18 protein-coding genes are annotated in these 20,647 nt (G+C 64.7%); 6 read left to right on the forward strand and 12 right to left on the reverse strand.

What is annotated here, in order from left to right:
- Positions 1 to 4: 4 nt before the first annotated feature.
- The 4 genes from F3H26_RS15180 to F3H26_RS15195 are packed head-to-tail and all read right to left on the reverse strand — an operon-like array spanning position 5 to position 4,358.
- The gene (locus tag F3H26_RS15180) at positions 5 to 421 is read right to left on the reverse strand and encodes an ASCH domain-containing protein (protein WP_149776855.1); all 417 of its coding nucleotides are present in this window, start codon (positions 419 to 421) and stop codon (positions 5 to 7) included.
- 13 nt (positions 422 to 434) lie between these two features.
- Positions 435 to 2,039 (reverse strand): carboxyl transferase domain-containing protein, encoded by a 1,605-nt coding sequence (locus F3H26_RS15185; RefSeq protein WP_149776856.1) that lies wholly within the window; start codon positions 2,037 to 2,039, stop codon positions 435 to 437.
- Positions 2,036 to 2,836: a hypothetical protein gene (locus tag F3H26_RS15190; protein ID WP_149776857.1), complete on the reverse strand. Its 801-nt coding sequence runs from the start codon at positions 2,834 to 2,836 to the stop codon at positions 2,036 to 2,038. The genes F3H26_RS15185 and F3H26_RS15190 overlap by 4 nt, the downstream gene beginning before the upstream one ends.
- Positions 2,826 to 4,358, reverse strand: a complete 1,533-nt coding sequence (locus F3H26_RS15195) for an AMP-binding protein (protein ID WP_149776858.1) — start codon at positions 4,356 to 4,358, stop codon at positions 2,826 to 2,828. Before F3H26_RS15195 ends, F3H26_RS15190 begins: the two co-directional genes overlap by 11 nt.
- 136 nt (positions 4,359 to 4,494) lie before the next feature.
- Between F3H26_RS15195 and F3H26_RS15200 the strand changes: the two genes are divergently transcribed.
- Positions 4,495 to 5,100 carry an OmpW/AlkL family protein gene (locus F3H26_RS15200; RefSeq protein WP_149776880.1) on the forward strand — a complete coding sequence of 202 codons (606 nt, stop codon included), beginning with the start codon at positions 4,495 to 4,497 and terminating at the stop codon, positions 5,098 to 5,100.
- A gap of 52 nt (positions 5,101 to 5,152) precedes the next feature.
- Here the strand turns inward: F3H26_RS15200 and F3H26_RS15205 are convergent, their stop codons facing one another.
- The 3 genes from F3H26_RS15205 to F3H26_RS15215 form a co-directional block, all read right to left on the reverse strand.
- Complete coding sequence (locus F3H26_RS15205; RefSeq protein WP_149776859.1) at positions 5,153 to 6,316, reverse strand: isovaleryl-CoA dehydrogenase; 1,164 nt, start codon at positions 6,314 to 6,316, stop codon at positions 5,153 to 5,155.
- A 156-nt stretch (positions 6,317 to 6,472) separates the two neighbouring features.
- Positions 6,473 to 7,663 carry a DegT/DnrJ/EryC1/StrS family aminotransferase gene (locus F3H26_RS15210; RefSeq protein WP_149776860.1) on the reverse strand — a complete coding sequence of 397 codons (1,191 nt, stop codon included), beginning with the start codon at positions 7,661 to 7,663 and terminating at the stop codon, positions 6,473 to 6,475.
- A 40-nt stretch (positions 7,664 to 7,703) separates the two neighbouring features.
- The gene (locus tag F3H26_RS15215; RefSeq protein WP_149776861.1) at positions 7,704 to 8,375 is read right to left on the reverse strand and encodes an HAD-IA family hydrolase; all 672 of its coding nucleotides are present in this window, start codon (positions 8,373 to 8,375) and stop codon (positions 7,704 to 7,706) included.
- A 133-nt stretch (positions 8,376 to 8,508) separates the two neighbouring features.
- Between F3H26_RS15215 and glmU the strand changes: the two genes are divergently transcribed.
- Genes glmU through F3H26_RS15230 form a run of 3 tightly spaced genes read left to right on the forward strand, consistent with a single transcriptional unit; the run spans position 8,509 to position 12,382 of the window.
- On the forward strand, positions 8,509 to 9,861 hold the full coding sequence (gene glmU, locus F3H26_RS15220; RefSeq protein WP_149776862.1) for a bifunctional UDP-N-acetylglucosamine diphosphorylase/glucosamine-1-phosphate N-acetyltransferase GlmU: 1,353 nt from the start codon (positions 8,509 to 8,511) through the stop codon (positions 9,859 to 9,861).
- Positions 9,862 to 9,865: 4 nt separating this feature from the next.
- Positions 9,866 to 11,689, forward strand: a complete 1,824-nt coding sequence (gene glmS, locus F3H26_RS15225) for a glutamine--fructose-6-phosphate transaminase (isomerizing) (protein ID WP_149776863.1) — start codon at positions 9,866 to 9,868, stop codon at positions 11,687 to 11,689.
- Between the two features lie 6 nt (positions 11,690 to 11,695).
- Positions 11,696 to 12,382, forward strand: coding sequence for a DNA alkylation repair protein (locus tag F3H26_RS15230; RefSeq protein WP_149776864.1), 687 nt, complete (start codon positions 11,696 to 11,698; stop codon positions 12,380 to 12,382).
- On the opposite strand, the gene F3H26_RS15235 is transcribed toward F3H26_RS15230, so the two are convergent.
- Positions 12,370 to 12,783 carry a hypothetical protein gene (locus tag F3H26_RS15235; protein WP_149776865.1) on the reverse strand — a complete coding sequence of 138 codons (414 nt, stop codon included), beginning with the start codon at positions 12,781 to 12,783 and terminating at the stop codon, positions 12,370 to 12,372. The genes F3H26_RS15230 and F3H26_RS15235 overlap by 13 nt on opposite strands.
- 91 nt (positions 12,784 to 12,874) lie before the next feature.
- Between F3H26_RS15235 and moaA the strand changes: the two genes are divergently transcribed.
- The gene (gene moaA, locus F3H26_RS15240; RefSeq protein ID WP_149776866.1) at positions 12,875 to 13,882 is read left to right on the forward strand and encodes a GTP 3',8-cyclase MoaA; all 1,008 of its coding nucleotides are present in this window, start codon (positions 12,875 to 12,877) and stop codon (positions 13,880 to 13,882) included.
- A gap of 1 nt (position 13,883) precedes the next feature.
- Positions 13,884 to 15,194, forward strand: a complete 1,311-nt coding sequence (locus tag F3H26_RS15245) for a 3-deoxy-D-manno-octulosonic acid transferase (protein ID WP_149776867.1) — start codon at positions 13,884 to 13,886, stop codon at positions 15,192 to 15,194.
- A 39-nt stretch (positions 15,195 to 15,233) separates the two neighbouring features.
- Here the strand turns inward: F3H26_RS15245 and F3H26_RS15250 are convergent, their stop codons facing one another.
- From F3H26_RS15250 to F3H26_RS15265, 4 genes are read right to left on the reverse strand one after another with little or no spacing between them, the layout of a single operon-like run.
- Entirely contained in the window at positions 15,234 to 16,397 is a 1,164-nt protein-coding gene (locus F3H26_RS15250) for a M20 aminoacylase family protein (protein WP_149776868.1), read from the reverse strand.
- Positions 16,398 to 16,423: 26 nt separating this feature from the next.
- Positions 16,424 to 17,587 (reverse strand): M20 aminoacylase family protein, encoded by a 1,164-nt coding sequence (locus F3H26_RS15255; protein WP_149776869.1) that lies wholly within the window; start codon positions 17,585 to 17,587, stop codon positions 16,424 to 16,426.
- A gap of 57 nt (positions 17,588 to 17,644) precedes the next feature.
- Entirely contained in the window at positions 17,645 to 18,811 is a 1,167-nt protein-coding gene (gene argE / locus F3H26_RS15260; RefSeq protein WP_149776870.1) for an acetylornithine deacetylase, read from the reverse strand.
- A gap of 5 nt (positions 18,812 to 18,816) precedes the next feature.
- Positions 18,817 to 20,637 carry an ABC transporter ATP-binding protein gene (locus F3H26_RS15265; protein WP_149776871.1) on the reverse strand — a complete coding sequence of 607 codons (1,821 nt, stop codon included), beginning with the start codon at positions 20,635 to 20,637 and terminating at the stop codon, positions 18,817 to 18,819.
- Positions 20,638 to 20,647: the final 10 nt, after the last annotated feature.

Consider the following 20,647-nt stretch of genomic DNA (forward strand, 5'->3'; position numbering starts at 1 on the left):
GCCGTTACCCTTTCCCTGCCAGATCTTCCACAAGGCGAAACCGTTCGCAGACCAACTCCATCTTCGGGTCGAAGCCGCCGTTTCTTTCGAAATATCTGCGATGATCCTCGCGCCAGCCTTCCAGGCTGTCGTTCTCGCCCTCGGCCAGGGCAAACGCCTCGTCCACATCGCAATAGCGCCGGACCGTCACATCGACCGTTTCGATGACCAGCGCGGGCCGTCCGTCCCAGTCCAACGCGATGTCGCGGCGGCCTGCCTGCGGCATCGCCTCGCCACCCGCCGCAAAGTCACGCAACGCGCCACATGTCGCGGTCTTGTGCCCCGAGCGGACCAGGGCCAGCAATTCGTCGCACAATGCCCGGCTGTCGCCGAACTGAAAGGTCTCGGCCCCAGGATATCTTTCTTTCAAGCTCTCCAGCATCGAACCGTCCCTTCTACATACGGAACACGCCAAAGCGCGTGTCCTCAATCGGGGCATTCAACGCGGCGCTTAGCGACAGGGCCAGCACGTCGCGGCTTTTGCGCGGGTCGATGATGCCGTCATCCCACAGCCGGGCAGAGGCATAAAGCGGGTGCGACTGCTCCTCGAACATTTCCAGCGTCGGGCGTTTGAACTCGGCCTCTTCCTCGGCCGACCATGTGCCGCCTTGCCGTTCGATCCCGTCGCGCTTGACCGTTGCCAGAACACCGGCGGCCTGCTCGCCGCCCATGACCGAGATACGGCTGTTCGGCCACGTCCACAGGAAGCGGGGCTGATAGGCGCGGCCCGCCATGCCATAGTTACCAGCCCCGAAAGAGCCGCCCACCAGCATGGTGATCTTGGGCACGCTGGTGGTGGCCACGGCGGTCACCATCTTGGCGCCATGGCGCGCGATGCCTTCGTTCTCGTACTTGCGGCCCACCATGAAGCCGGTGATGTTCTGCAGGAAGACCAGCGGGATCTTGCGCTGGCTGCACAGTTCGACGAAATGCGCGCCTTTCTGCGCGGCCTCGGAAAACAGCACGCCATTGTTGGCGATGATGCCGATAGGGCAGCCTTTGACATGAGCAAAGCCTGTCACCAACGTCTCACCGAACCGAGGCTTGAACTCGTCAAAGCGCGAGCCGTCGACCAAGCGCGCGATCACCTCGCGGATGTCATACGGGGTTCGCAGATCGGCCGGGACGACGCCCAGGATTTCCTCGGGGTCATAGGCCGGGTCTTCGGGGCTGGCCCATTCCACCGTCTGCGGCTTGTTCCGGTTCAACGAGCCAACGGCCCGGCGGGCCAGAGCCAGCGCGTGGGCATCATCCTCGGCCAGATAGTCCGCCACACCCGACAGGCGCGTGTGCACGTCGCCGCCGCCCAGATCCTCGGCGCTGACGACCTCGCCCGTCGCGGCCTTGACCAGTGGCGGGCCAGCCAGAAAGATCGTGCCCTGTTCCTTGACGATGATCGTCACGTCGGACATGGCCGGAACATAGGCGCCGCCGGCGGTGCACGAGCCCATGACCACCGCAATCTGCGGGATGCCCTTGGCGCTCATCCGGGCCTGGTTGTAGAAGATGCGGCCGAAATGGTCGCGGTCGGGAAAGACCTCGTCCTGGTTGGGCAGGTTCGCGCCGCCGCTGTCCACCAGATAGATGCAGGGCAGATGGTTTTCCTCGGCGATCTCCTGCGCGCGCAGGTGTTTCTTGACCGTCATCGGATAATAGGTGCCGCCTTTCACGGTGGCGTCGTTGCAGACCACCATGACCTCTTGCCCCTGCACCCGGCCGATGCCCGCGATGACGCCGGCACAGGGGGCCGCGCCACCATACATGCCATGCGCCGCCGTCGCGCCGATTTCGAGGAACGGAGACCCCGGGTCCAGCAGGTTGGCCACCCGCCGGCGCGGCAGCATCTTGCCCCGCGACACATGGCGTTCGCGCGATTTCTCGCCCCCGCCCATGCGCGCGGCCTCGGCGGCCTCAGAGATCTGCGCCAGCGCGTCGAGGTGCGCGGCACGGTTTTGCTTGAAGCCATCGGACGAGGGCAAAGCGGAAGATCGCAGCTTCATCTGGTATACTCTCTCAGGAATTCGCGAACGGGGTTTTCGCTGACGCCAAAGCTCTGCATGATGCGCGCATAGCCCTGCGACACGTTGCTGGAGCAGACGGTGTCCAGCTTCTTGATTTCCGGCTCTTCGAGGAAATCCTCAAGGTCCCACATCGGAACCATGAAATAATACTCGAACGGCTGCATCTCGGCCGCCATTTCCATCGCCTCGACGGCCTGGTCCTGTTCGCCACGGCACAGATGGGCCAGCGACAGGTTGCGATAGGCGCCTGCCAGGCTCTCGAGGTCGTCATCGGCCTCGTACTGGTTGACCGCAAGTTTGAGCCGCCCAACGACCTGACGGTCGAAATACCCGTCATCCGCCTGCGCCTCGGGCAGGAACATCGCTACATAGGCCAGCTTCTCGTCATGCCAGCCGTCAGTCTGCATCTCGTTGCTGAAGACACTGTGCAGCATCCGGATTTCCGGTTCGAATTTCAGGGTGCCATCGGAATCGGCCACAGCATCCAGATAGTTGTCGTAAAACGCGATCTTTCGTTTGTCATCGGCGTCCAGCCTGGCGACCCGATCGGCGATCTTGCGCAACTCCGAGATGGTCTCATCCGGGTAGCCGTATAAAACCAGAAGGTCGGCCAATTGCAGTTTTTCGATGACGGCGATCTTTTCTTCGACCGCCTTGTCGATCGTGTCGTACATCCACGTTTCGAAATAGGTCTTTCCGGCCCAAACGGCCCCGATGACCGCGATGACGGTCGCGCTGAATTCAATTCCGGTCCGGACGCTGGATTTATCTGCCATTGCACATCTCCTCGGACGCGCGACGTTTCAATTCCTTGCGAATGACTTTTCCCGTCACGGTCAAAGGCAAGTCTTGCACAAAAGCCACCTCTCGCGGGTAGGAATAATGCGCCAGACGGTCCTTGACCCAATCCTGCAGCTCTTGTTCCGAAGCCTCGGCCCCCGGTTTCAACACCACATAGGCCTTCACGATCTCGGTCCGCAGCGGGTCGGGCTTGCCGACCACACCCACGGTGGCCACCGCTGGATGGGTCAGCAGGCAATCCTCGATCTCGGCCGGGCCGATGCGATATCCGGCCGAGGTGATCACGTCATCCTCGCGGCCGACAAAGCGCAGATAATCGCCCTCCCACACGCCGCGGTCACCGGTGATCAGCCAATCACCGCGAAACTTCTCGGCCGTGGCCTGCGGGTTGTTCCAGTATTCCAGCAGCATCGAGGCCGAGCCGCGCCGGATGGCCACGTCACCCTCGGCGTCGGTCGGATTGCCGTCCGCGTCGATCACCGCGACCTCATGCCCCGGCACCGGTTTGCCGATGCAGCCCGGGCGCGCGGGGAACTCCTCGGCACAGGACGAGACGACCATGTTGCATTCGGTCTGGCCGTAGAATTCGTTGATCGTCAGACCAAAAGCCCGCTGCCCCCACGCCAGCATTTCCGCGCCCAGCGGCTCGCCGCCCGAGGCCACGGACCGCAGGCCGGGGATCATGACGTCCGCAGCCTTGAGCATCCGCAGCGCCGTGGGCGGAAAGAACACGTTGCGTACGCCGCCGCGCGCGATCACATCAGCGCAGGCCTCGGGAGTGAACTTGTCGAGCCGCGCGGCGACAACCGGAATGCCCAGCGCCAGCCCCGGCATCAGTACGTCGAACAACCCGCCGATCCAGGCCCAGTCGGCCGGCGTCCACAGGCAGTCGCCCGCGCGCAGGTGGTTGTGGCTGATCGAAACGCCCGGCAGATGCCCGGTCAGCACCCGGTGCCCGTGCAGCGCACCCTTGGGCTTACCCGTCGTGCCCGAGGTATAGATCAGCACCGCCGGATCCTCGGGGCCGGTGTCAGCAAAATCCACGGCAGGCCCGTCCGCCCCAAGTTCGGACACGATCAGCGGCTGCGCCAGATCGCCCAGCATATCCGCGCCCTCGCCGTCGGTCAGCACATACCCGGCCCCCGCATCACCGATGCGCGAGGCCAGGGCATCGCGCTCGAACAGCTTGAACAACGGCACCGAGATGGCCCCGATCTTCCAGATGGCCAGATGCGCGGCCGCGCACCACGGCGACTGGCTGAGCAGCACGCCGACCCGGTCTCCGGGTTGCACCCTGCCCAGCAACCCGCGCGCCAGCCGGTCGGTCATCTTTCCAAGTTCACCAAAGGTGATCTCGGTCGCAACCGCGGAAGACAGATCGAGGATCGCCACCTGCTCGGCGGGCCGCGACAGGCATTGGCGCGCCATGTTCAGCCTGGGCGGTATGTCCCAGCCCCCACCCTGACGCAAACCGGGTATGACCTCAGTGGGACGCACTGTGATTTCCCTTTGTTTTACAGCCCCTTGAGCGCAGGAGGCGATGCGCCGAAGTTGACGGGATTTGATGCAGATCAGAGTCCCGCCGCTGCCGGGCGACCACTATCGGCCTGCAAACGAAACCAAAGGCATGAAAATGACCAAGAAACTCGCCATCCTTGCGCTTTCCACCGCCGTCGCCGCCCTGTCGGCCCCTGCCTTCGCCCAGTCGCAGGGCGACTGGACCCTGGGTATCGGCGTCGGGTATCTGGACCCGAAATCCGACAACGGTACGCTGGCCGGATTCAGCGCCGAGATCGACTCGGACACTCGCCCGATCTTCACCGCCGAATATTTCATCCGCGACAACCTGGGCATCGAGTTGCTGGCCGCAACCCCGTTCAAGCATGACGTCACGCTGGGCGGAAGCGTCGATGCCGGCAACGTCAAGCACCTGCCGCCCACCCTGTCGCTGAACTATCACTTCCCGACCAACAGCGCCTGGAAACCCTATGTCGGTGCGGGTCTGAACTATACCATCTTCTTCGATGAGGAATCGCCGCTGGGCGATCTGAAGGTCGACGACTCGTTCGGCGTGTCGCTTCAGGCCGGTCTGGACTACATGGTCACGGACAAGGGCGCGGTTCGCCTGAACGTCCGCTGGTTCGACATCGACTCGGACGTCACGCTGAACGGCGCGAATATCGGCAAGGCCGAGATCGATCCGTGGCTGGTCGGCGTGTCCTACGTCCATCGCTTCTGATCCTTCGATCGGAAACGCCTCGCCGTGACCTCGTCGGCGAGGCGTTTTTTCTTCAGAGCATTTCGTTCATCAATTCGCGGCCGATCAGCATCCGGCGGATCTCGCTGGTGCCCGCGCCGATCTCCATCAGCTTGGCATCGCGGAACAGCCGGCTGACCGCCGCATCCGCCAGGAACCCGGCTCCGCCCATGGCCTGAACCGCCTGATGCGCCTGCACCATCGCTTGTTCGGAGGAGTAAAGGCAGCACGCCGCCGCATCCTGGCGGGTCACGTCGCCCCGGTCACAGGCCTTGGCCACCTCGTAGATATAGGCGCGTGCCGAGTTCATCGCCGTGTACATGTCGGCGATCTTGCCCTGCATCAACTGGAAGGTACCGATCGGCTTGCCGAACTGCTTGCGCTCGGCCAGATAGGGCATGATCTCGTCCAGACAGGCGGCCATGATCCCAGTGCCGATCCCGGCCAGCACCACGCGCTCATAGTCGAGGCCCGACATCAGAACGGCAACGCCCTTGCCTTCTTCGCCCAAAACGTTCTCGAAAGGCACCTCGACATCTTCAAAGATCAGCTCGGCCGTGTTCGACCCGCGCATCCCCAATTTGTCGAAATGGGGCGAGGTCGAGAATCCTTTCATCTCTTTCTCGATCAGAAAGGCCGTGATGCCCTTGGACCCGGCCTCGGGGTCGGTCTTGGCATAGACGACCAGCGTATCGGCATCCGGACCGTTGGTGATCCAATACTTGTTGCCGTTCAGACGGTAATGGTCGTTACGCTTTTCGGCGCGCAACTTCATCGACACCACATCCGACCCGGCGCCCGCCTCGGACATGGCCAGCGCGCCCACATGGTCACCCGAAATCAGGCGCGGCAGATATTTCTTCTTCTGCTCTTCGTTGCCGTTCAGCTTGATCTGGTTCACGCACAGGTTCGAATGCGCCCCGTAGGACAAAGACACCGAGGCCGAGGCCCGCGCGATCTCCTCGACTGCCACGACATGCGCCAGATAGGACATGCCCGCCCCGCCGTATTCTTCGGGCACGGTGATGCCCAGCAGCCCCAGGTCACCCATTTCCTTCCACAGCTCGTTGGGAAAGGCGTTGGTCTTGTCGATCTCGGCCGCCATCGGCTTGACCCGCTCCTGCGCCCAGCGGTGCACCATCTCGCGCAGCGCGTTCACATCTTCACCCAGATCGAATTGCATTGTCGCCGTGAACATCCGCGCTCTCCTCTCTCGCGTTAATGAACAGGTGTTCAATAAACTGATACAGACCTTTCCCCGCGCGGTCAATCGTCGCGTGACCCAAATGAAAAAGCCGCCCTCGGGCGGCTTTTCCAGGGGTCGAGCGTGCGCCGCATGGCGCACTCGATTGAATTACTGTTGGAAAACGGCGCCGACCTCGGCACGGATGATGCCGGCAATCAGGCGGCAATCGTCCAGCGAGAAGGTCAGCGGAACGCGCATGTCGATGATCCCGCGCAGAATTCGGTCGGTCTCGGGCATCCGCTCCGACTCGGCATAGCGCCAGCTGTCATAGCGCGAGGTGAACCCGGTCGGCTCGGCCCCGCCGAACCATTTCAGTTCAACCCCGCGATCGGCGCAGCGTCGCAGAACCTCGGCGATCTGATCAGGCGCCCAATCCAGCAGAAGAAACTGGATCGACGAGCCGACATAGCTCTCCTCGGCGGGCCGTTCGACGATGGTCAGGCCGGGCGTGCCGCGCAGGCCCGCCTCGATCTCGGCATAGCGTTCGTTCCAGCGCCGCACCTGCCGATCCAGATCGCGCAACTGGGGGCGCAGGATCGCCGCGCGCAGATTGTCCATCCGCCCCGACACGTTCGGCGTGGTGTACTTGATCCGCTCGAACACCTCGGGGCCCGGCGCCGCAAGGTGGCGTTCGTACAGCATGTACGAGCCCGACAGCATCGTGGCCTTGGCCGCCAGCATCTCGTCATCGGTGATCAACAAACCACCCTCGCCCGAGTTCACATGTTTGTAGGTCTGGCAGGAATAGCAGCCGATCGCCCCCTGACCGCCGGACAACTGCCCGCGCCAGGCGGCGCCCATCGTGTGGGCGCAATCCTCGATCACCGTCACCCCGGCGGCGTCGCACATCTGCATCAACCGGTCCATGTCACACAGATGCCCGCGCATGTGGCTGAGCATCAGAACCTTGGCGCGGTCCAGCTTGGCCGCCAGATCGTCCAGATCGATGGTCAGCCCCTCGGTCACGCCCACGAACACCGGGCGCGCATTGACCGAGGCGATTGCCCCCGGCACCGGGGCCAGCGTGAAAGCATTGGTCAGAACCGCATCCCCCGGCTGGACACCCACGGCACGCAGGGCCGTGGCCAGCGCATAGCCGCCCGATGCCACGGCCAGGCAATATTTCGCCCCCATCTGCGCGGCAAATTCCTGCTCCAACAGGGCGGTTTCGCTCAGCTCTCCGGGGGCCACGTTGTAGCGGTGCAGCCGCCCGTGACGCAGAACGGCCAGCGCCGCCTCGATCGCCGCGTCGGGGATCGGCTGCTGCTGGGTGAAACTGCCTGAAAATCGCTCGGTCATGGCGTCGTTTGTGGGGCCAGTCGCAGCGCGGGTCAAGAGATCAGGCCGCCGCGCCCACAAGCTCGGCGACGATTGCGGGCAGATCGTCGAAATGGTGCAGCAGCGCCTCGGGCTGCAGCGCGGCCATGTCATCGCCGGACGGACCGAAGGTCACAAGGATCGAAGGCACCCCGGCGGCGCGGGCCGTGTTCCGGTCGGTATCCGAGTCGCCCACCAGTATGCAGTGGTCGGGATGCCCGCCGGCCCGGCGCGCCGCTTCGCGCAGCGGCGCAGGGTCGGGCTTGCGCACCGGCAGCGTATCCGCGCCCACCAACGAGCCGAACAGCGCACGCGCGCCCAGCCGCGTCATCAGCAGCTCGGCCAGCGCCTCGGGTTTGTTGGTGCAGATGCCGACACCGTACCCGGCGGCCTTCAGCGCCTCGACCGCCTGCAGCGCACCGGGATAGAAGGTAGTGTGGGTGTCGATCGCCTGCCCATAAGCCTCGAGCAGGACCGGGTAGTAGGCGTTCACGGTCTCTTCGTCATAGGCGCCCACGCGTTTCAGCCCGTGGGTCAGCATCATCCGCCCGCCGCGCAAAGCCACCGCCGCATCCTGCCCGTGCACCAGCACATCGCCATGCCCCATCTGCCGGAAACAGTGGTTCGCCGCCGCCAGCAGATCGCCCGACGTATCGGCCAAAGTCCCGTCCAGATCGAAGATGACCGTGCGCATTCTGTCTCCTTGCTCGGCAGTTTTCCGCCATGTCGTGTTGCAAACGGCAATCTTGTTTGATGGCCGAACGGCTTGCGCCTTTGCCCTCAGCGGATAAAACGGACCGCGACAAAACAAAAGAGAAAACGCATTCATGAGCACTGCCCTTGTCATCCTTGCCGCCGGAAAAGGCACCCGGATGAATTCGGATATCCCAAAGGTTCTGCACCCGATCGCCCAGGTTCCGATGCTGGTGCACGCCATGCGCGCCGGGTCGGTTCTGGCACCCGAACGCACGGTCATCGTCACCGGCCACGGCTCGCAGGCGGTGGCCAAGGTCGCGCAGGCCGAGGATGAAGACGCCCGCATCGTCGTGCAGGACCAACAGTTGGGCACCGCCCATGCTGTCGCCCAAGCGCGTGAGGCGCTGGACGGGTTCACCGGCGACGTGGTCGTTCTGTACGGTGACACCCCGTTTCTGCAGCCCGACACGCTGGAGCGCATGATCGCCGCGAGGGCTGACAACGATCTGGTGATCCTGGGCTTCGAGGCCGTAGACCCGGCCCGGTATGGCCGCTTGGTGATGAACGGCGACGCCCTGGAGCGGATCGTCGAGTTCAAGGATGCGTCAGATGAAGAACGCGCCATAACCTTCTGCAACTCGGGCCTTCTGGCCTGTGACGCGGGCACTCTGTTCGACCTGATCGACGCGGTCGGAAACGACAACGCGTCGGGCGAATACTACCTGACCGACGTGGTCGAGATCGCGCGCAACCGCGGCCTGAAGGTCACCGCCGTTTCGTGCGACCAGGCGCAGACGCTGGGCGTGAACTCGCGCGCTGATCTGGCCGCGGCCGACGCCGTGTTCCAGGCCCGCGCCCGGGCCGAACTGCTGGATCTGGGCGTCACCCTGATGGCCCCCGAGACGGTCTATCTGGCCGCCGACACGGTGATCGGCCGCGACACGGTGATCGAACCCAACGTGGTCTTCGGCCCCGGCGTCACCGTCGAAAGCGGCGCGACGATCCGGGCGTTTTCGCACCTGGAAGGCTGCCATGTCAGCCGCGGCGCCGTAGTCGGCCCCTACGCCCGGCTGCGCCCGGGGGCGGAATTGGCCGAGAACACCCGCATCGGCAATTTCGTCGAGATCAAGAATGCCGAGATCGCCGAGGGCGCCAAGGTCAATCACCTCAGCTATATCGGCGATGCGTCGGTGGGCGCGGGCACGAATATCGGCGCGGGCACCATCACCTGCAACTATGACGGCGTGATGAAGCACCGCACGGTGATCGGCGAGAATGTCTTTGTCGGCTCGAACACCATGCTGGTGGCCCCGGTCACCGTGGGCGGCGGCGCGATGACGGCCACGGGCACCATCGTGACCCGCGACGTCGAGCCCGACGCCCTGGCGGTGGGCCGCGCCAAACAGGAAAACAAGCCGGGCTATGCCCGAAAGCTGTTCGAGATGCTGAAGGCGAAAAAGGCACGCCGGGACAAGGGAGCCTGAGTAAATGTGTGGAATTGTTGGCGTATTGGGCAAGCACGAGGCGGCGCCCATCTTGGTCGAAGCGCTGAAGCGGCTGGAATACCGCGGCTATGACAGTGCGGGCATCGCAACCGTGAACGGCGGCAAGCTGGGCCGTCGGCGCGCGGTGGGCAAGCTGGTCAATCTCAGCGACCTGCTGGTGCATGACCCCCTGCCCGGCAAGTCGGGCATCGGCCACACGCGGTGGGCGACCCATGGCGCACCCTCGGTCAGCAACGCGCACCCGCATCAGGCCGGACCGGTTGCCGTGGTCCACAACGGCATCGTCGAAAACTATCGCGAGCTGCGGGCCGAACTGGCCGAGAACGGAATCGATTTCCAGACCGAGACCGACACCGAAACCGTCGCGTTGATGACCGAATTCTACCTGAAATCGGGGCTGAGCCCGGTCGAGGCCGCCTTCAAGACCATCGACCGGCTGCAAGGCGCCTTTGCGCTGGCCTTCCTGTTCGACGGGCGGGATGACCTGATCGTCGCCGCCCGCAAGGGCTCGCCGCTGGCCATCGGGCACGGGGATGGCGAGATGTTCGTGGGCTCGGACGCCATCGCGCTGGCGCCGCTGACCGACCGGATCACCTATCTGGAAGAAGGCGACCGCGCCGTGGTCACCCGCACTTCGGTCGAGATCCGCAACGAGGCGGGCGAGATCGCAAACCGCGAGATCCGCAAGATTCAGCTGGATCAGACCCGGACCGACAAGGGCGGGCACAAGCATTTCATGGCCAAGGAAATCGCCGAACAGCCGGTGGTGGTGGCCGAGGCGATCCGCTCGTACCTGCCCACCGGCAGCGACCGGGTGGTTCTGCCGGACACGGATCTTGATTTCTCCAAGCTGGACCGCCTGACCATGGTGGCCTGCGGCACGGCCTTCTATGCCTGCCTGACCGCCAAGTACTGGTTCGAGCAACTGGCCCGGATGCCCGTCGAGGTCGATATCGCCAGCGAGTTCCGCTATCGCGAACCGCCGATCACCGACCGCACGCTGGCCCTGTTCGTCAGCCAGTCGGGCGAGACCGCCGACACCCTGGCCGCGCTGCGCTATTGCGAGGGCAAGGCCGACAAGATCGTGTCGGTGGTCAATGTCCCCGAAAGCTCGATCGCGCGGGAAAGCGACCTGGCGCTGCCCATCCACGCCGGGGTTGAGATCGGCGTGGCCTCGACCAAGGCCTTCACCTGCCAGCTGAGCGTTCTGCTGATGCTGGCGCTCAAGGCCGCGGCCGACCGGGGAACGCTGGACGACGATGCGCTGGCCGATCACGCCGCCGCGCTGCGCGGTCTGCCGACGCTGCTGAACGCCGCGCTGGACCAGGAGGAGGCGATCCGGAAATCCGCCCAGCGCCTGTCCGAGGCGCGCGACGTTCTGTTTCTGGGGCGCGGCCTGATGTACCCGCTGGCCCTTGAAGGCGCGCTGAAACTCAAGGAAATCAGCTATATCCACGCCGAAGGTTATGCCTCGGGCGAGCTGAAGCACGGCCCCATCGCCCTGATCGACAAGCACATGCCCGTGGTGGTCATGGCCCCGCGCGATGCGGTGTTCGACAAAACCGTGTCGAACATGCAAGAGGTAATGGCACGCAAGGGCAAGGTCATTCTGGTCTCGGACGACGACGGGATCGCAGATGCCAAGGACGGGGTCTGGAGCACGATCCGCATGCCGCATGCCCACGCCTCGGTCGCGCCGATCCTGTATTCGGTGCCCGCGCAGCTGCTGGCCTATCACACGGCGGTCGCCAAGGGCACCGATGTGGACCAGCCCCGCAACCTGGCGAAATCCGTCACGGTCGAGTAAGCCGTCATGCCGGACAGCCCTCTGGACCAGATCAAGGCGTTTGCCGACCCGGACCGGGCCACCCAGATGGCGGCCTATCACAAGGTCGATCGTCCCTATCTTGGGGTACCGAACCCGGTGCTGAATGATCTGACCAAAAGCTGGCGGCAGCAGTTGGACGTGGACGCCCGTGTCGCGCTGGCCGATCAGCTGTGGCAGACCAACATCCACGAGGCCCGGCTGGCCGCCGCCAAGCTGCTGACGCAGGCGCGCATCCGCCCCGATCAGGCGGTTTGGGACCTGCTGCAAAGCTGGCTGCCCGATTTCGACGCCTGGGCGGTGGCCGATCATGCCAGCATGGCCATGCAAAAGCGCCTGTGGGCTGCCCCTTCGCGGCTGGACCAGGTCGAAACCTGGACGACGTCGGATCACATGTGGACCCGGCGCGCGGCACTGGTCGCCACCCTGCCCTGGACCAAGCAGAACCACCCCAAGCCCGAAGACCTAGAGCACCGCGACCGAATTCTGGGGTGGGCCGCCGGTTATGTCCCCGATCGCGACTGGTTCATCCAGAAGGCGGTGGCCTGGTGGCTGCGCGACCTTTCCAAACATGACCCCGACCGGGTCCGGGCGTTTCTGGCCGCGCACGGTGACGCGATGAAGCCCTTTGCCCGCAAAGAGGCCGGCAAGTACCTGAAAGATCAGTCGGAATAGACGTCCAGCTCGACCAGTTCGTCAAACGGCACCAGCAGGGCGCGCATCGCCTCGAGCGACAGCCGCCCGCCGCCCCCCTCGGGGCCCGGTGCGGGAACCAGCGTCACATAGGCCTGCGCCCCGGTCTTCGCCACCACGACCCGGCCATTCCGCTCGGCCTGCACCAATGGCGTTTCCAGCCAGCGCCCCGGCTTGTTCGGATCGCCCAACCCCGCGATCGTGCGTTTCGCACCGCTCCAACCGGGTTGCGCCGCCGCAACGGGCTGCGCCGCGACGACCTCGGTTTCGGTGACCACCGCATCCGGTTGAACGGTCGGCGCTTCTGGCGACCGGTCCAAGGTCTGCCGCACCGCATCGCAGCCGGTCAGAAACGCAGAGAGGAGAACAAACAGGTATCGCATGCGCGCAGCCTACCTCTGCCCGCGCCCGCGTTCCACCCCTCAGGCGCAGTTCTGACTTGTCGCACGGCACGGTGCGCTTTACCTATTGACCATGACTGCTCCGCTGATCGACCCGTTTGCCCGCGCAATCACCTATCTCCGCGTCTCCGTCACGGACCGCTGCGATTTCCGCTGTGTCTATTGCATGTCGGAAAACATGACCTTTCTGCCCAAGAAAGAGCTGCTGACGCTGGAAGAGCTGGACCGGATGTGTTCGACCTTCATCCGGCTGGGCGTGGAAAAGCTGCGGATCACGGGGGGCGAGCCGCTTGTGCGCCGTGGGATCATGGGATTCTTCGACTCGATGACCCGGCATCTGGACAGCGGCGCGCTGAAAGAGCTGACGCTGACCACCAATGGCTCGCAACTGGCCCGGTTCGCCGACGATCTCTATGCTGCCGGGGTGCGGCGGGTGAATGTCTCGCTCGACACGTTGGACGAGGACAAGTTCGCCCGGATAACCCGTTGGGGGCGGCTGAAACAGGTCTTGGGGGGGATCGATGCCGCGCAGAAGGCCGGGTTGCGCATCAAGATCAACGCGGTGGCCCTGAAAGGGTTCAACGAGGAAGAACTGCCCAAGATCACGCGCTGGTGCGCCGAGCGCGACATGGACCTGACCTGGATCGAGGTCATGCCCATGGGTGACATCGGCAACGAGGATCGGCTGGACCAGTACTGGTCGCTGAAAGACGTCCGGGCCGAGTATGAAAACCACTATACCGTCACCGATCTGGCCGAGCGCACGGGCGGCCCGGCGCGCTATGTCCGGCTCGAGGAAACCGGGCAGAAGATCGGTTTCATCACGCCGCTCAGCCATAATTTCTGCGAAAGCTGCAACCGGGTACGCCTGACCTGCACGGGCGAGTTGTACATGTGCCTGGGCCAGGAGGACATGGCCGACCTGCGCGCCCCCCTGCGCGACCACCCCAACAGCGAAGAGCCGTTGGAACAGGCGATCCGCGCGGCGATCACCCTCAAGCCCAAGGGCCATGATTTCGACTATTCCCGCCAGAAGATCGACGGCCAGATGACCCGTCACATGAGCCACACGGGCGGCTGACATGACAGACTTGCCGGGGCGACCCACGGCGCTGTATCGGCTGTATTGCGCGCTGACTTCCGTCGCCATGCCGTTGGCCTGGCGCACCGTTCGCGCCAAGCTGCAGTCGGCCGGTGTTTCCGAAATTCGTCAGCGCGAGCGGCTGGGCCATGCGAGCCAGCCCCGGCCGGACGGTCGGCTGATCTGGTTCCATGCGGCCAGCGTGGGCGAGAGCCTGTCGGTTCTGAGCCTGATCAAGCGCATGAGCGAACGGATTGAGGATGCGCAGTTCCTGATCACCTCTGGCACCCCGACCTCGGCGGCGCTGGTGGAAAAACGTCTGCCGCCGCGGACCCGCCACCAATATCCCCCGCTGGACAGCACCGGCCCGGTGGCGCGATTTCTGGATCACTGGCGGCCCGATGCCGGCGTCTTCGTCGAAAGCGAGATCTGGCCACGCCTGATCGTCGAGACCGCCCGGCGTGGAACGCCTCTGGCCCTGCTGAACGCGCGCCTGTCCGAGAAATCGGTGGCCGGGTGGAAGAAGCGCCCCGACACCGCCCGCTATGTCCTGAGCCAGTTCCGCCTGTTCCTGACGCAAAACGACCGAACGGCCGCAAACCTGATCGCCATGGGCGCGCCCGCCGATCTGGTGCAGCCCGGAACCAACCTCAAGGCCATGTCCGATCCGCTGCCGGTGGATCAAGACACGCTGACGCAGATCCGCGCGCAGATCGGCGCGCGGCCAGTCTGGATCGCCAGCTCGACCCATGCCGGCGAGGAGGAGACCGTTCTGGCCGCCCATGCCGAATTGCTGAACCGCTGGCCCGACCTGCTGCTGCTGCTGATCCCCCGCCACCCGGAACGGCGGAACGAGGTCTGCGCCCTGATCGATGCCGCGGGTCAAAGCCATGCTCTGCGCAGCGCCGGGCAGCCGATCACCCACGACACGCAGGTCTATGTGGCCGATACGCTGGGCGAAACCGGAACTTGGTACGCTTTGTACCCGATCGTGTTTCTGGGCGGGTCGCTGAAAGAGATCGGCGGCCACAACCCGTTCGAGCCGGCGCAGGCTGGCGCCGCGGTGATCACCGGGCCGGGTTACTACAATTTCGCCGAGACATTTGCCCCGCTGGTGGACAGCGGCGGCGCGGTCGAAGTCGCTTCGGCACCCGATCTGGCCAAGGCGGTCGAGCTCTGGCTGTCTGACGAATCGGCGCTGGCAGCGGCGCAAGCGGCGGCGCAGTCCTGCGTGAACACCCAGAAATCGGCGCTGGATGCGGTTGCTGATACGCTATGCGACAAACTGGGTCTGGAGGACGCAGGCCCCTGACCGCCAGCGGCAGCGGGGGCCTGCACCCCCGCCAAGGTGTCAGGCTGCGGGCATCCGCTGTTCGACGATCTCGGCCCACCAGCTGCACCCGGCAGGGATCGCCTCGTCGTTGAAGTTGTATTCCGGGTGGTGAACCATCGCCGTGTCACCATTGCCGACCAGGATATAGGCGCCGGGGCGCTCTTCCAGCATATAGGCGAAGTCCTCTCCGCCCATGACCAACGGCGCCTCTTCACAATCGCCCGAGACCGACTTGGCCACCTGGGCCGCGAATTCTGTCTGTGCGTCGCTGTTCACCATGACCGGGTAGCCGCGCATGTAGGTCACGTCGGCCGTACCGCCGAACGTGGCCGCGATGCCCGTGCAGATGTCCTTGATCCGCTTTTCGGCCAGGTCGCGCATCTCGTTGCTCATGGTGCGTACGGTGCCCTTGATCTGCACCTTCTGCGGGATCACGTTGAACGCCTTCGACGAGGTCTCGAACGAGGTGACCGAGACGACGACCTGATCGATCGGATCGGCATTGCGCGACGCGATGGTCTGCAGCGCCAGAACCGCCTGCGCCGCCATCACGGTCGTGTCCACCGTCTCGTGCGGTTTGGCCGCGTGCCCGCCCCGCCCCTCGAAGGTGATGTCGAACTGGTCGGTCGCGGCGAAGAACGCCCCCGGCCGGATCGAGAAGCTGCCGACCGGCTTGCCCGGCCAGTTGTGCATCCCGTAGACCTCCTGGATGTTCCAGCGGTCCATCAGGCCGTCCTCGCACATCTCGCGGCCGCCACCGCCGCCTTCCTCGGCGGGCTGGAAGATCACCACCACGGTGCCATCGAAGTTGCGGGTCTCGGCCAGGTATTTTGCCGCGCCCAGCAGCATCGCGGTATGTCCGTCATGGCCGCAGGCATGCATCGCCCCCGGCGTTTTCGAGGCATAGTCGAGGCCCGTCGCCTCGTGGATCGGCAGCGCGTCCATGTCGGCCCGCAGGCCGATCACCCGGCCCTTGGTGTCGGCCTTTCCCTTGATCACGCCGACCACGCCGGTGCGGCCAATCCCCGTGACCACTTCGTCGCAGCCGAATTCCTTCAGCTTTTCCGCCACCACCGCGCTGGTGCGGTGGGTTTCGAACAGGATCTCGGGGTTTTCGTGCAGGTCTCGTCGCCATGCGGTGATTTCATCCTGCAATTCGGCAAATCGGTTCTTGATCGGCATTTTCGCTTTCTCTCTCCTTCAAAGCCTCAGGCCGCCGGCATCCGGATTTCGACCATTTCGGCAAACCATGAGCATCCAATCGGAATGATCTCGTCATTGAAATCGTATTCAGGGTGGTGCAGCCCGGCGCTGTCACCATTGCCCAGAACTATGAACGCACCCGGCCGTTCCTGCAACATGAACGAGAAATCCTCGCCGCCCATGACCATCGGCGCCTCGAGGCAACTGCCGCCCACGGCGATGGCTGCGGCCTCGGCATGCTGCGTGGGCGCTTCGGCGTTGATCGTCACCGGCACGCAACGGGTATAGGTCACGCGCGCGGTTCCGCCCATCGCGGCGACCACGCCTTGCGTCACCTCGGTCAGGCGGCGCTCGACCAGATCGCGCATTTCGTTGGAATGGGTGCGTACCGTGCCCCGCACGCGCGCCGATTGCGGGATCACGTTGAACGCGGTCGAAGAGGTCTCGACCGAGGTAACCGACAGCACCGCCTGCAGGGTCGGATCGGTATTGCGCGCCACGATGGTCTGCAGGGCCACCACCAGTTGCGACAGCATGACGGTGGTGTCCACCGTTTCGTGCGGTTTGGCCGCATGCCCGCCGCGCCCGTCCAGATGGATGTCGAACTCGTCCACCGCCGCCAGCAACGGCCCCGAGCGGATGGCGAATTGCCCCGTAGGCAGGCCCGGCACGTTGTGCATGGCATAGACCTCTTGAATGCCGAAACGGTCCATCAACCCGTCCCGGCACATCGCCTCGGCGCCGTTCCCGCCCTCTTCAGCCGGCTGAAAGATCACCACCGCCGTGCCGTCGAAATTGCGCGTCTCGGCCAGGTATTTCGCCGCCCCCAGAACCATCGCCGTGTGACCGTCATGGCCGCAGGCATGCATCGCCCCCGGCGTTTGCGAGGCATAGTCCAGCCCGGTCTGCTCCTGCATGGGCAGCGCATCCATGTCGGCCCGCAGGCCGATCACCCGGCCCTGCGTGTCGGTCTTGCCCTTGATCGCGCCGACCACGCCGGTGCGGCCGATCCCCGTCACCACCTCGTCACAGCCGAATTCCCGCAGCTTTTCCGCAACCAGCGCACTGGTTCGGTGGGTGTCGTACAGGAGCTCGGGGTTCTGGTGAATGTCACGCCGCCACGCGGTGATTTCGGGATGCAATTCGGCAAAACGGTTTCTGACGGGCATGCACGTTTCCTCCACTACCAGCATCCAAGCCGAAGGCCTTGGGCTAAAACAAAAAAATCAGGCGGCCAGTTTCCGGACCAACCGCTGCATGAATTGGTGCCCGGCATCGAACTGGGCAACGGTTATGAATTCGTCGGGCTTGTGCGCTTGGGCGATGTCGCCCGGCCCGCAGATCACGGCCGAATAGCCGGCCTCCTGGAACTGCCCCGCCTCGGTGCCATAGCTGACGACATGGGTCGCGTTGTCGCCGGTCAGCGAGCGGACCAGCGCCTCGGCCTCGCCCTCGGGCTCGGGGGTCAGCGCGGGAACGGCAAAGCTGGGCACCACGTCGATTCGCGTCTTGGGGCGGACCTGCTGCATCCGCGCCTCGACCGCGCGCACCTGCGCCAGATAGGCGTCGCGCCATGCGGCGGCGCTTTCGCCGGGTACCACGCGGAAATCCATCATGAACCGGCAATTCTTGGCCGTGATGTTGTGCGCCGTCCCACCCTCGATCATGCCCACGTGGCACGTCGTCCAAGGGGGGTCGAACGCCGCCGCAAGCGCGCCGGGTTGCGCGGCCATGTTCTTTGCATTCTGCTGATTGGCCCAGTCGATCAGGGGGGCCGCATGCATGATGGCATTCACCCCTTCGTGCAGGCGCGAGCTGTGGACTTCGTGGCCCACCACATGCGTGTCATAGCCATAGCTGCCCTTGTGCCCGGTCACCGTCTGCATCATCGACGGCTCGCCCACGATCACCACCGAGCCCTTGGGCAGAACCTGCTGCATCGCCGCGATCATCGGCGGAGCGCCGGTACAGCCGACCTCTTCGTCGAAACTCAGCGCCAGTTGCAGCGGACGGGCCACGCCCGCGTGATGCGCCTCGACCAATGCCCAGATCGCCAGCGCGTCAAACCCTTTCATGTCGCAGGTGCCGCGCCCGAAATACTTGCCGTCGCGCTCGGTGACCGTGAAGGGATCGCTGCCCCAGGCCTGCCCGTCCACCGGCACCACGTCGGTATGGCCCGACAGGACGACGGCACCTTCATCCCACGGCCCGATATGGGCGAACAGTGCCGCCTTGTGCGGCTGGTCGGGATCGGGCCATCGGTGGGATTCGATACCATGACTCGCCAGATAGTCCTGGACCCAATCGATCAGGGGCAGATTGGTGTCGCGGCTGACCGTCGGGAACGCGATCAGCCGCGTCATGATTTCAAGCGGTGTCAGGCGCCGCGCCATCGCGCTCAATACCCGCTGTCGGTGGTCAGAATGAAATGCCCCGGCTCGACCTCGCGGTATTCCGACGGCGCGGGCTGATAGTCGATCGGATGAATGGGCGACGGGATCGGTTTGAAATTCAAGTCTTTTTCCGATTTCCGCTGGTTCGGGTCCGCGATCGGAACCGCCTTCATCAGCGCCTGAGTATAGGGGTGCTGGGGGTTCTCGAACACCCGCGCCCGCGGACCCAGTTCGACGATCCGGCCCAGATACATCACACCGACATGGTGGCTGACACGTTCAACCACGGCCATGTCGTGGCTGATGAACAGATAGCTGAGCCCCAGTTCGGACTGCAGTTCCATCATCAGGTTCAGCACCTGCGCCTGCACCGACACGTCTAGCGCCGAAACGGCCTCGTCAGCGATGATCAGCTTGGGGTTCAGCGCAAGGGCGCGCGCGATGGCGATGCGCTGGCGCTGGCCGCCCGACATCTCGTGCGGGTAACGGCGCATGAAGCTGCGCGGCAGGTGCACCTTGTCGAACAGCTGCGCCACGCGGTCCTGCAGCTCCGACCCCGAGGCCACGCCATAGTTGCGCATCGGCTCGGCCACCTGGTCGACCAGCTGCATCTGCGGGTTCAACGAGGCGAACGGGTCCTGAAAGATCATCTGCATGTCCAGCCGGGCCTTGCGCAGGCCCTTCTGGTCCAGCTTCATGATGTCGACGCCATCAAGGTCCACCTCGCCCGACAGCGGCTCGACCAACCGCAGGATCGACCGCCCCGCCGAGGACTTGCCGCAGCCGGATTCACCGACCAGGCTCAGCGTCTGGCCCCGGTTCAGCGTGAACGAGACGTCCTCGACCGCATGCACGTTCGAGATCGTGCGGCGCAGCAGCCCGCCCTTGACCGGGAACCGCGTGGTCAGGTTGCGGACCGTCAGCAGCACGTCCTCGGTTCCGGGAATCGGAGCGATGTTCTGACCCTCGACCCCCAGCAGCTTCATCGGTTCGGGCGCGGATTTGCCGCGCATCTCGCCCAGCTTGGGCACCGCGGCCAGCAAGGCCTTGGTGTAATCGTGCCGGGGGTTCTCAAAAATCTCGGTGACGGTGCCCTCTTCGACCTTGTTGCCGCGATACATGACCACGACGCGGTCGGCCATCTGGGCGACCACGGCCATGTCATGGGTGATGAACATCACCGCCGTGCCGGTTTCGCGTTTCAGCCGGTCCATCAGGGCCAGGATCTCGGCCTGGATCGTCACGTCCAGCGCCGTGGTGGGTTCATCGGCGATCAGCAGGCGCGGCTCGCAGGCCATCGCCATGGCGATCACCACCCGCTGGCGCATCCCGCCCGACAATTCGTGCGGGTACTGCTTGAGTCGACGTTCCGGTTCGGGGATGCGGACCTGTTTCAGCAGCTCCAGCGCGCGCGCCTCGGCCTGCGCCTTGGACATGTTCTTGTGGATCCGCAGGCCCTCGGTCAGTTGCCGGCCCACGGTGAAGACCGGGTTCAGCGCGGTCATCGGTTCCTGAAAGATCATCCCGATCTCGTTGCCGCGAATCTGCTTCATCAGGTCCTGATCGGCCCTGGCCAGATCCAGCTTGTTCCCGTCGCGCCGGTCGAACAGCAACTCGCCGCCCGCGATCTTGCCCCCGCCGAATTCCACCAGCCGCATCAGCGACAGCGACGACACCGATTTGCCCGACCCCGATTCGCCCACGATGCAGACGGTTTCGCCCGGATGGACCTCGAACGAGACATCCTCGACCCCCACGACCGGGCCATCCTTGGTTTGAAACTCGACCCGAAGTTTTCTGATCTCGGCAATAGGCTGGTCCAGCACGCGCGCGCTC

Source organism: Ruegeria intermedia, from assembly GCF_900129345.1.
GTDB classification, from domain to species: domain Bacteria; phylum Pseudomonadota; class Alphaproteobacteria; order Rhodobacterales; family Rhodobacteraceae; genus Ruegeria; species Ruegeria intermedia.

Coding starts and splice junctions, on each gene's coding strand:
- F3H26_RS15180 (WP_149776855.1), bottom strand. CDS start 421: ATGCTGGAGAGCTTGAAAGAAAGATATCCTGGGGCCGAGACCTTTCAG.
- F3H26_RS15185 (WP_149776856.1), bottom strand. CDS start 2,039: ATGAAGCTGCGATCTTCCGCTTTGCCCTCGTCCGATGGCTTCAAGCAA.
- F3H26_RS15190 (WP_149776857.1), bottom strand. CDS start 2,836: ATGGCAGATAAATCCAGCGTCCGGACCGGAATTGAATTCAGCGCGACC.
- F3H26_RS15200 (WP_149776880.1), top strand. CDS start 4,495: ATGACCAAGAAACTCGCCATCCTTGCGCTTTCCACCGCCGTCGCCGCC.
- F3H26_RS15205 (WP_149776859.1), bottom strand. CDS start 6,316: ATGTTCACGGCGACAATGCAATTCGATCTGGGTGAAGATGTGAACGCG.
- F3H26_RS15210 (WP_149776860.1), bottom strand. CDS start 7,663: ATGACCGAGCGATTTTCAGGCAGTTTCACCCAGCAGCAGCCGATCCCC.
- F3H26_RS15215 (WP_149776861.1), bottom strand. CDS start 8,375: ATGCGCACGGTCATCTTCGATCTGGACGGGACTTTGGCCGATACGTCG.
- glmU (WP_149776862.1), top strand. CDS start 8,509: ATGAGCACTGCCCTTGTCATCCTTGCCGCCGGAAAAGGCACCCGGATG.
- glmS (WP_149776863.1), top strand. CDS start 9,866: ATGTGTGGAATTGTTGGCGTATTGGGCAAGCACGAGGCGGCGCCCATC.
- F3H26_RS15230 (WP_149776864.1), top strand. CDS start 11,696: ATGCCGGACAGCCCTCTGGACCAGATCAAGGCGTTTGCCGACCCGGAC.
- F3H26_RS15235 (WP_149776865.1), bottom strand. CDS start 12,783: ATGCGATACCTGTTTGTTCTCCTCTCTGCGTTTCTGACCGGCTGCGAT.
- moaA (WP_149776866.1), top strand. CDS start 12,875: ATGACTGCTCCGCTGATCGACCCGTTTGCCCGCGCAATCACCTATCTC.
- F3H26_RS15245 (WP_149776867.1), top strand. CDS start 13,884: ATGACAGACTTGCCGGGGCGACCCACGGCGCTGTATCGGCTGTATTGC.
- F3H26_RS15250 (WP_149776868.1), bottom strand. CDS start 16,397: ATGCCGATCAAGAACCGATTTGCCGAATTGCAGGATGAAATCACCGCA.
- F3H26_RS15255 (WP_149776869.1), bottom strand. CDS start 17,587: ATGCCCGTCAGAAACCGTTTTGCCGAATTGCATCCCGAAATCACCGCG.
- argE (WP_149776870.1), bottom strand. CDS start 18,811: ATGGCGCGGCGCCTGACACCGCTTGAAATCATGACGCGGCTGATCGCG.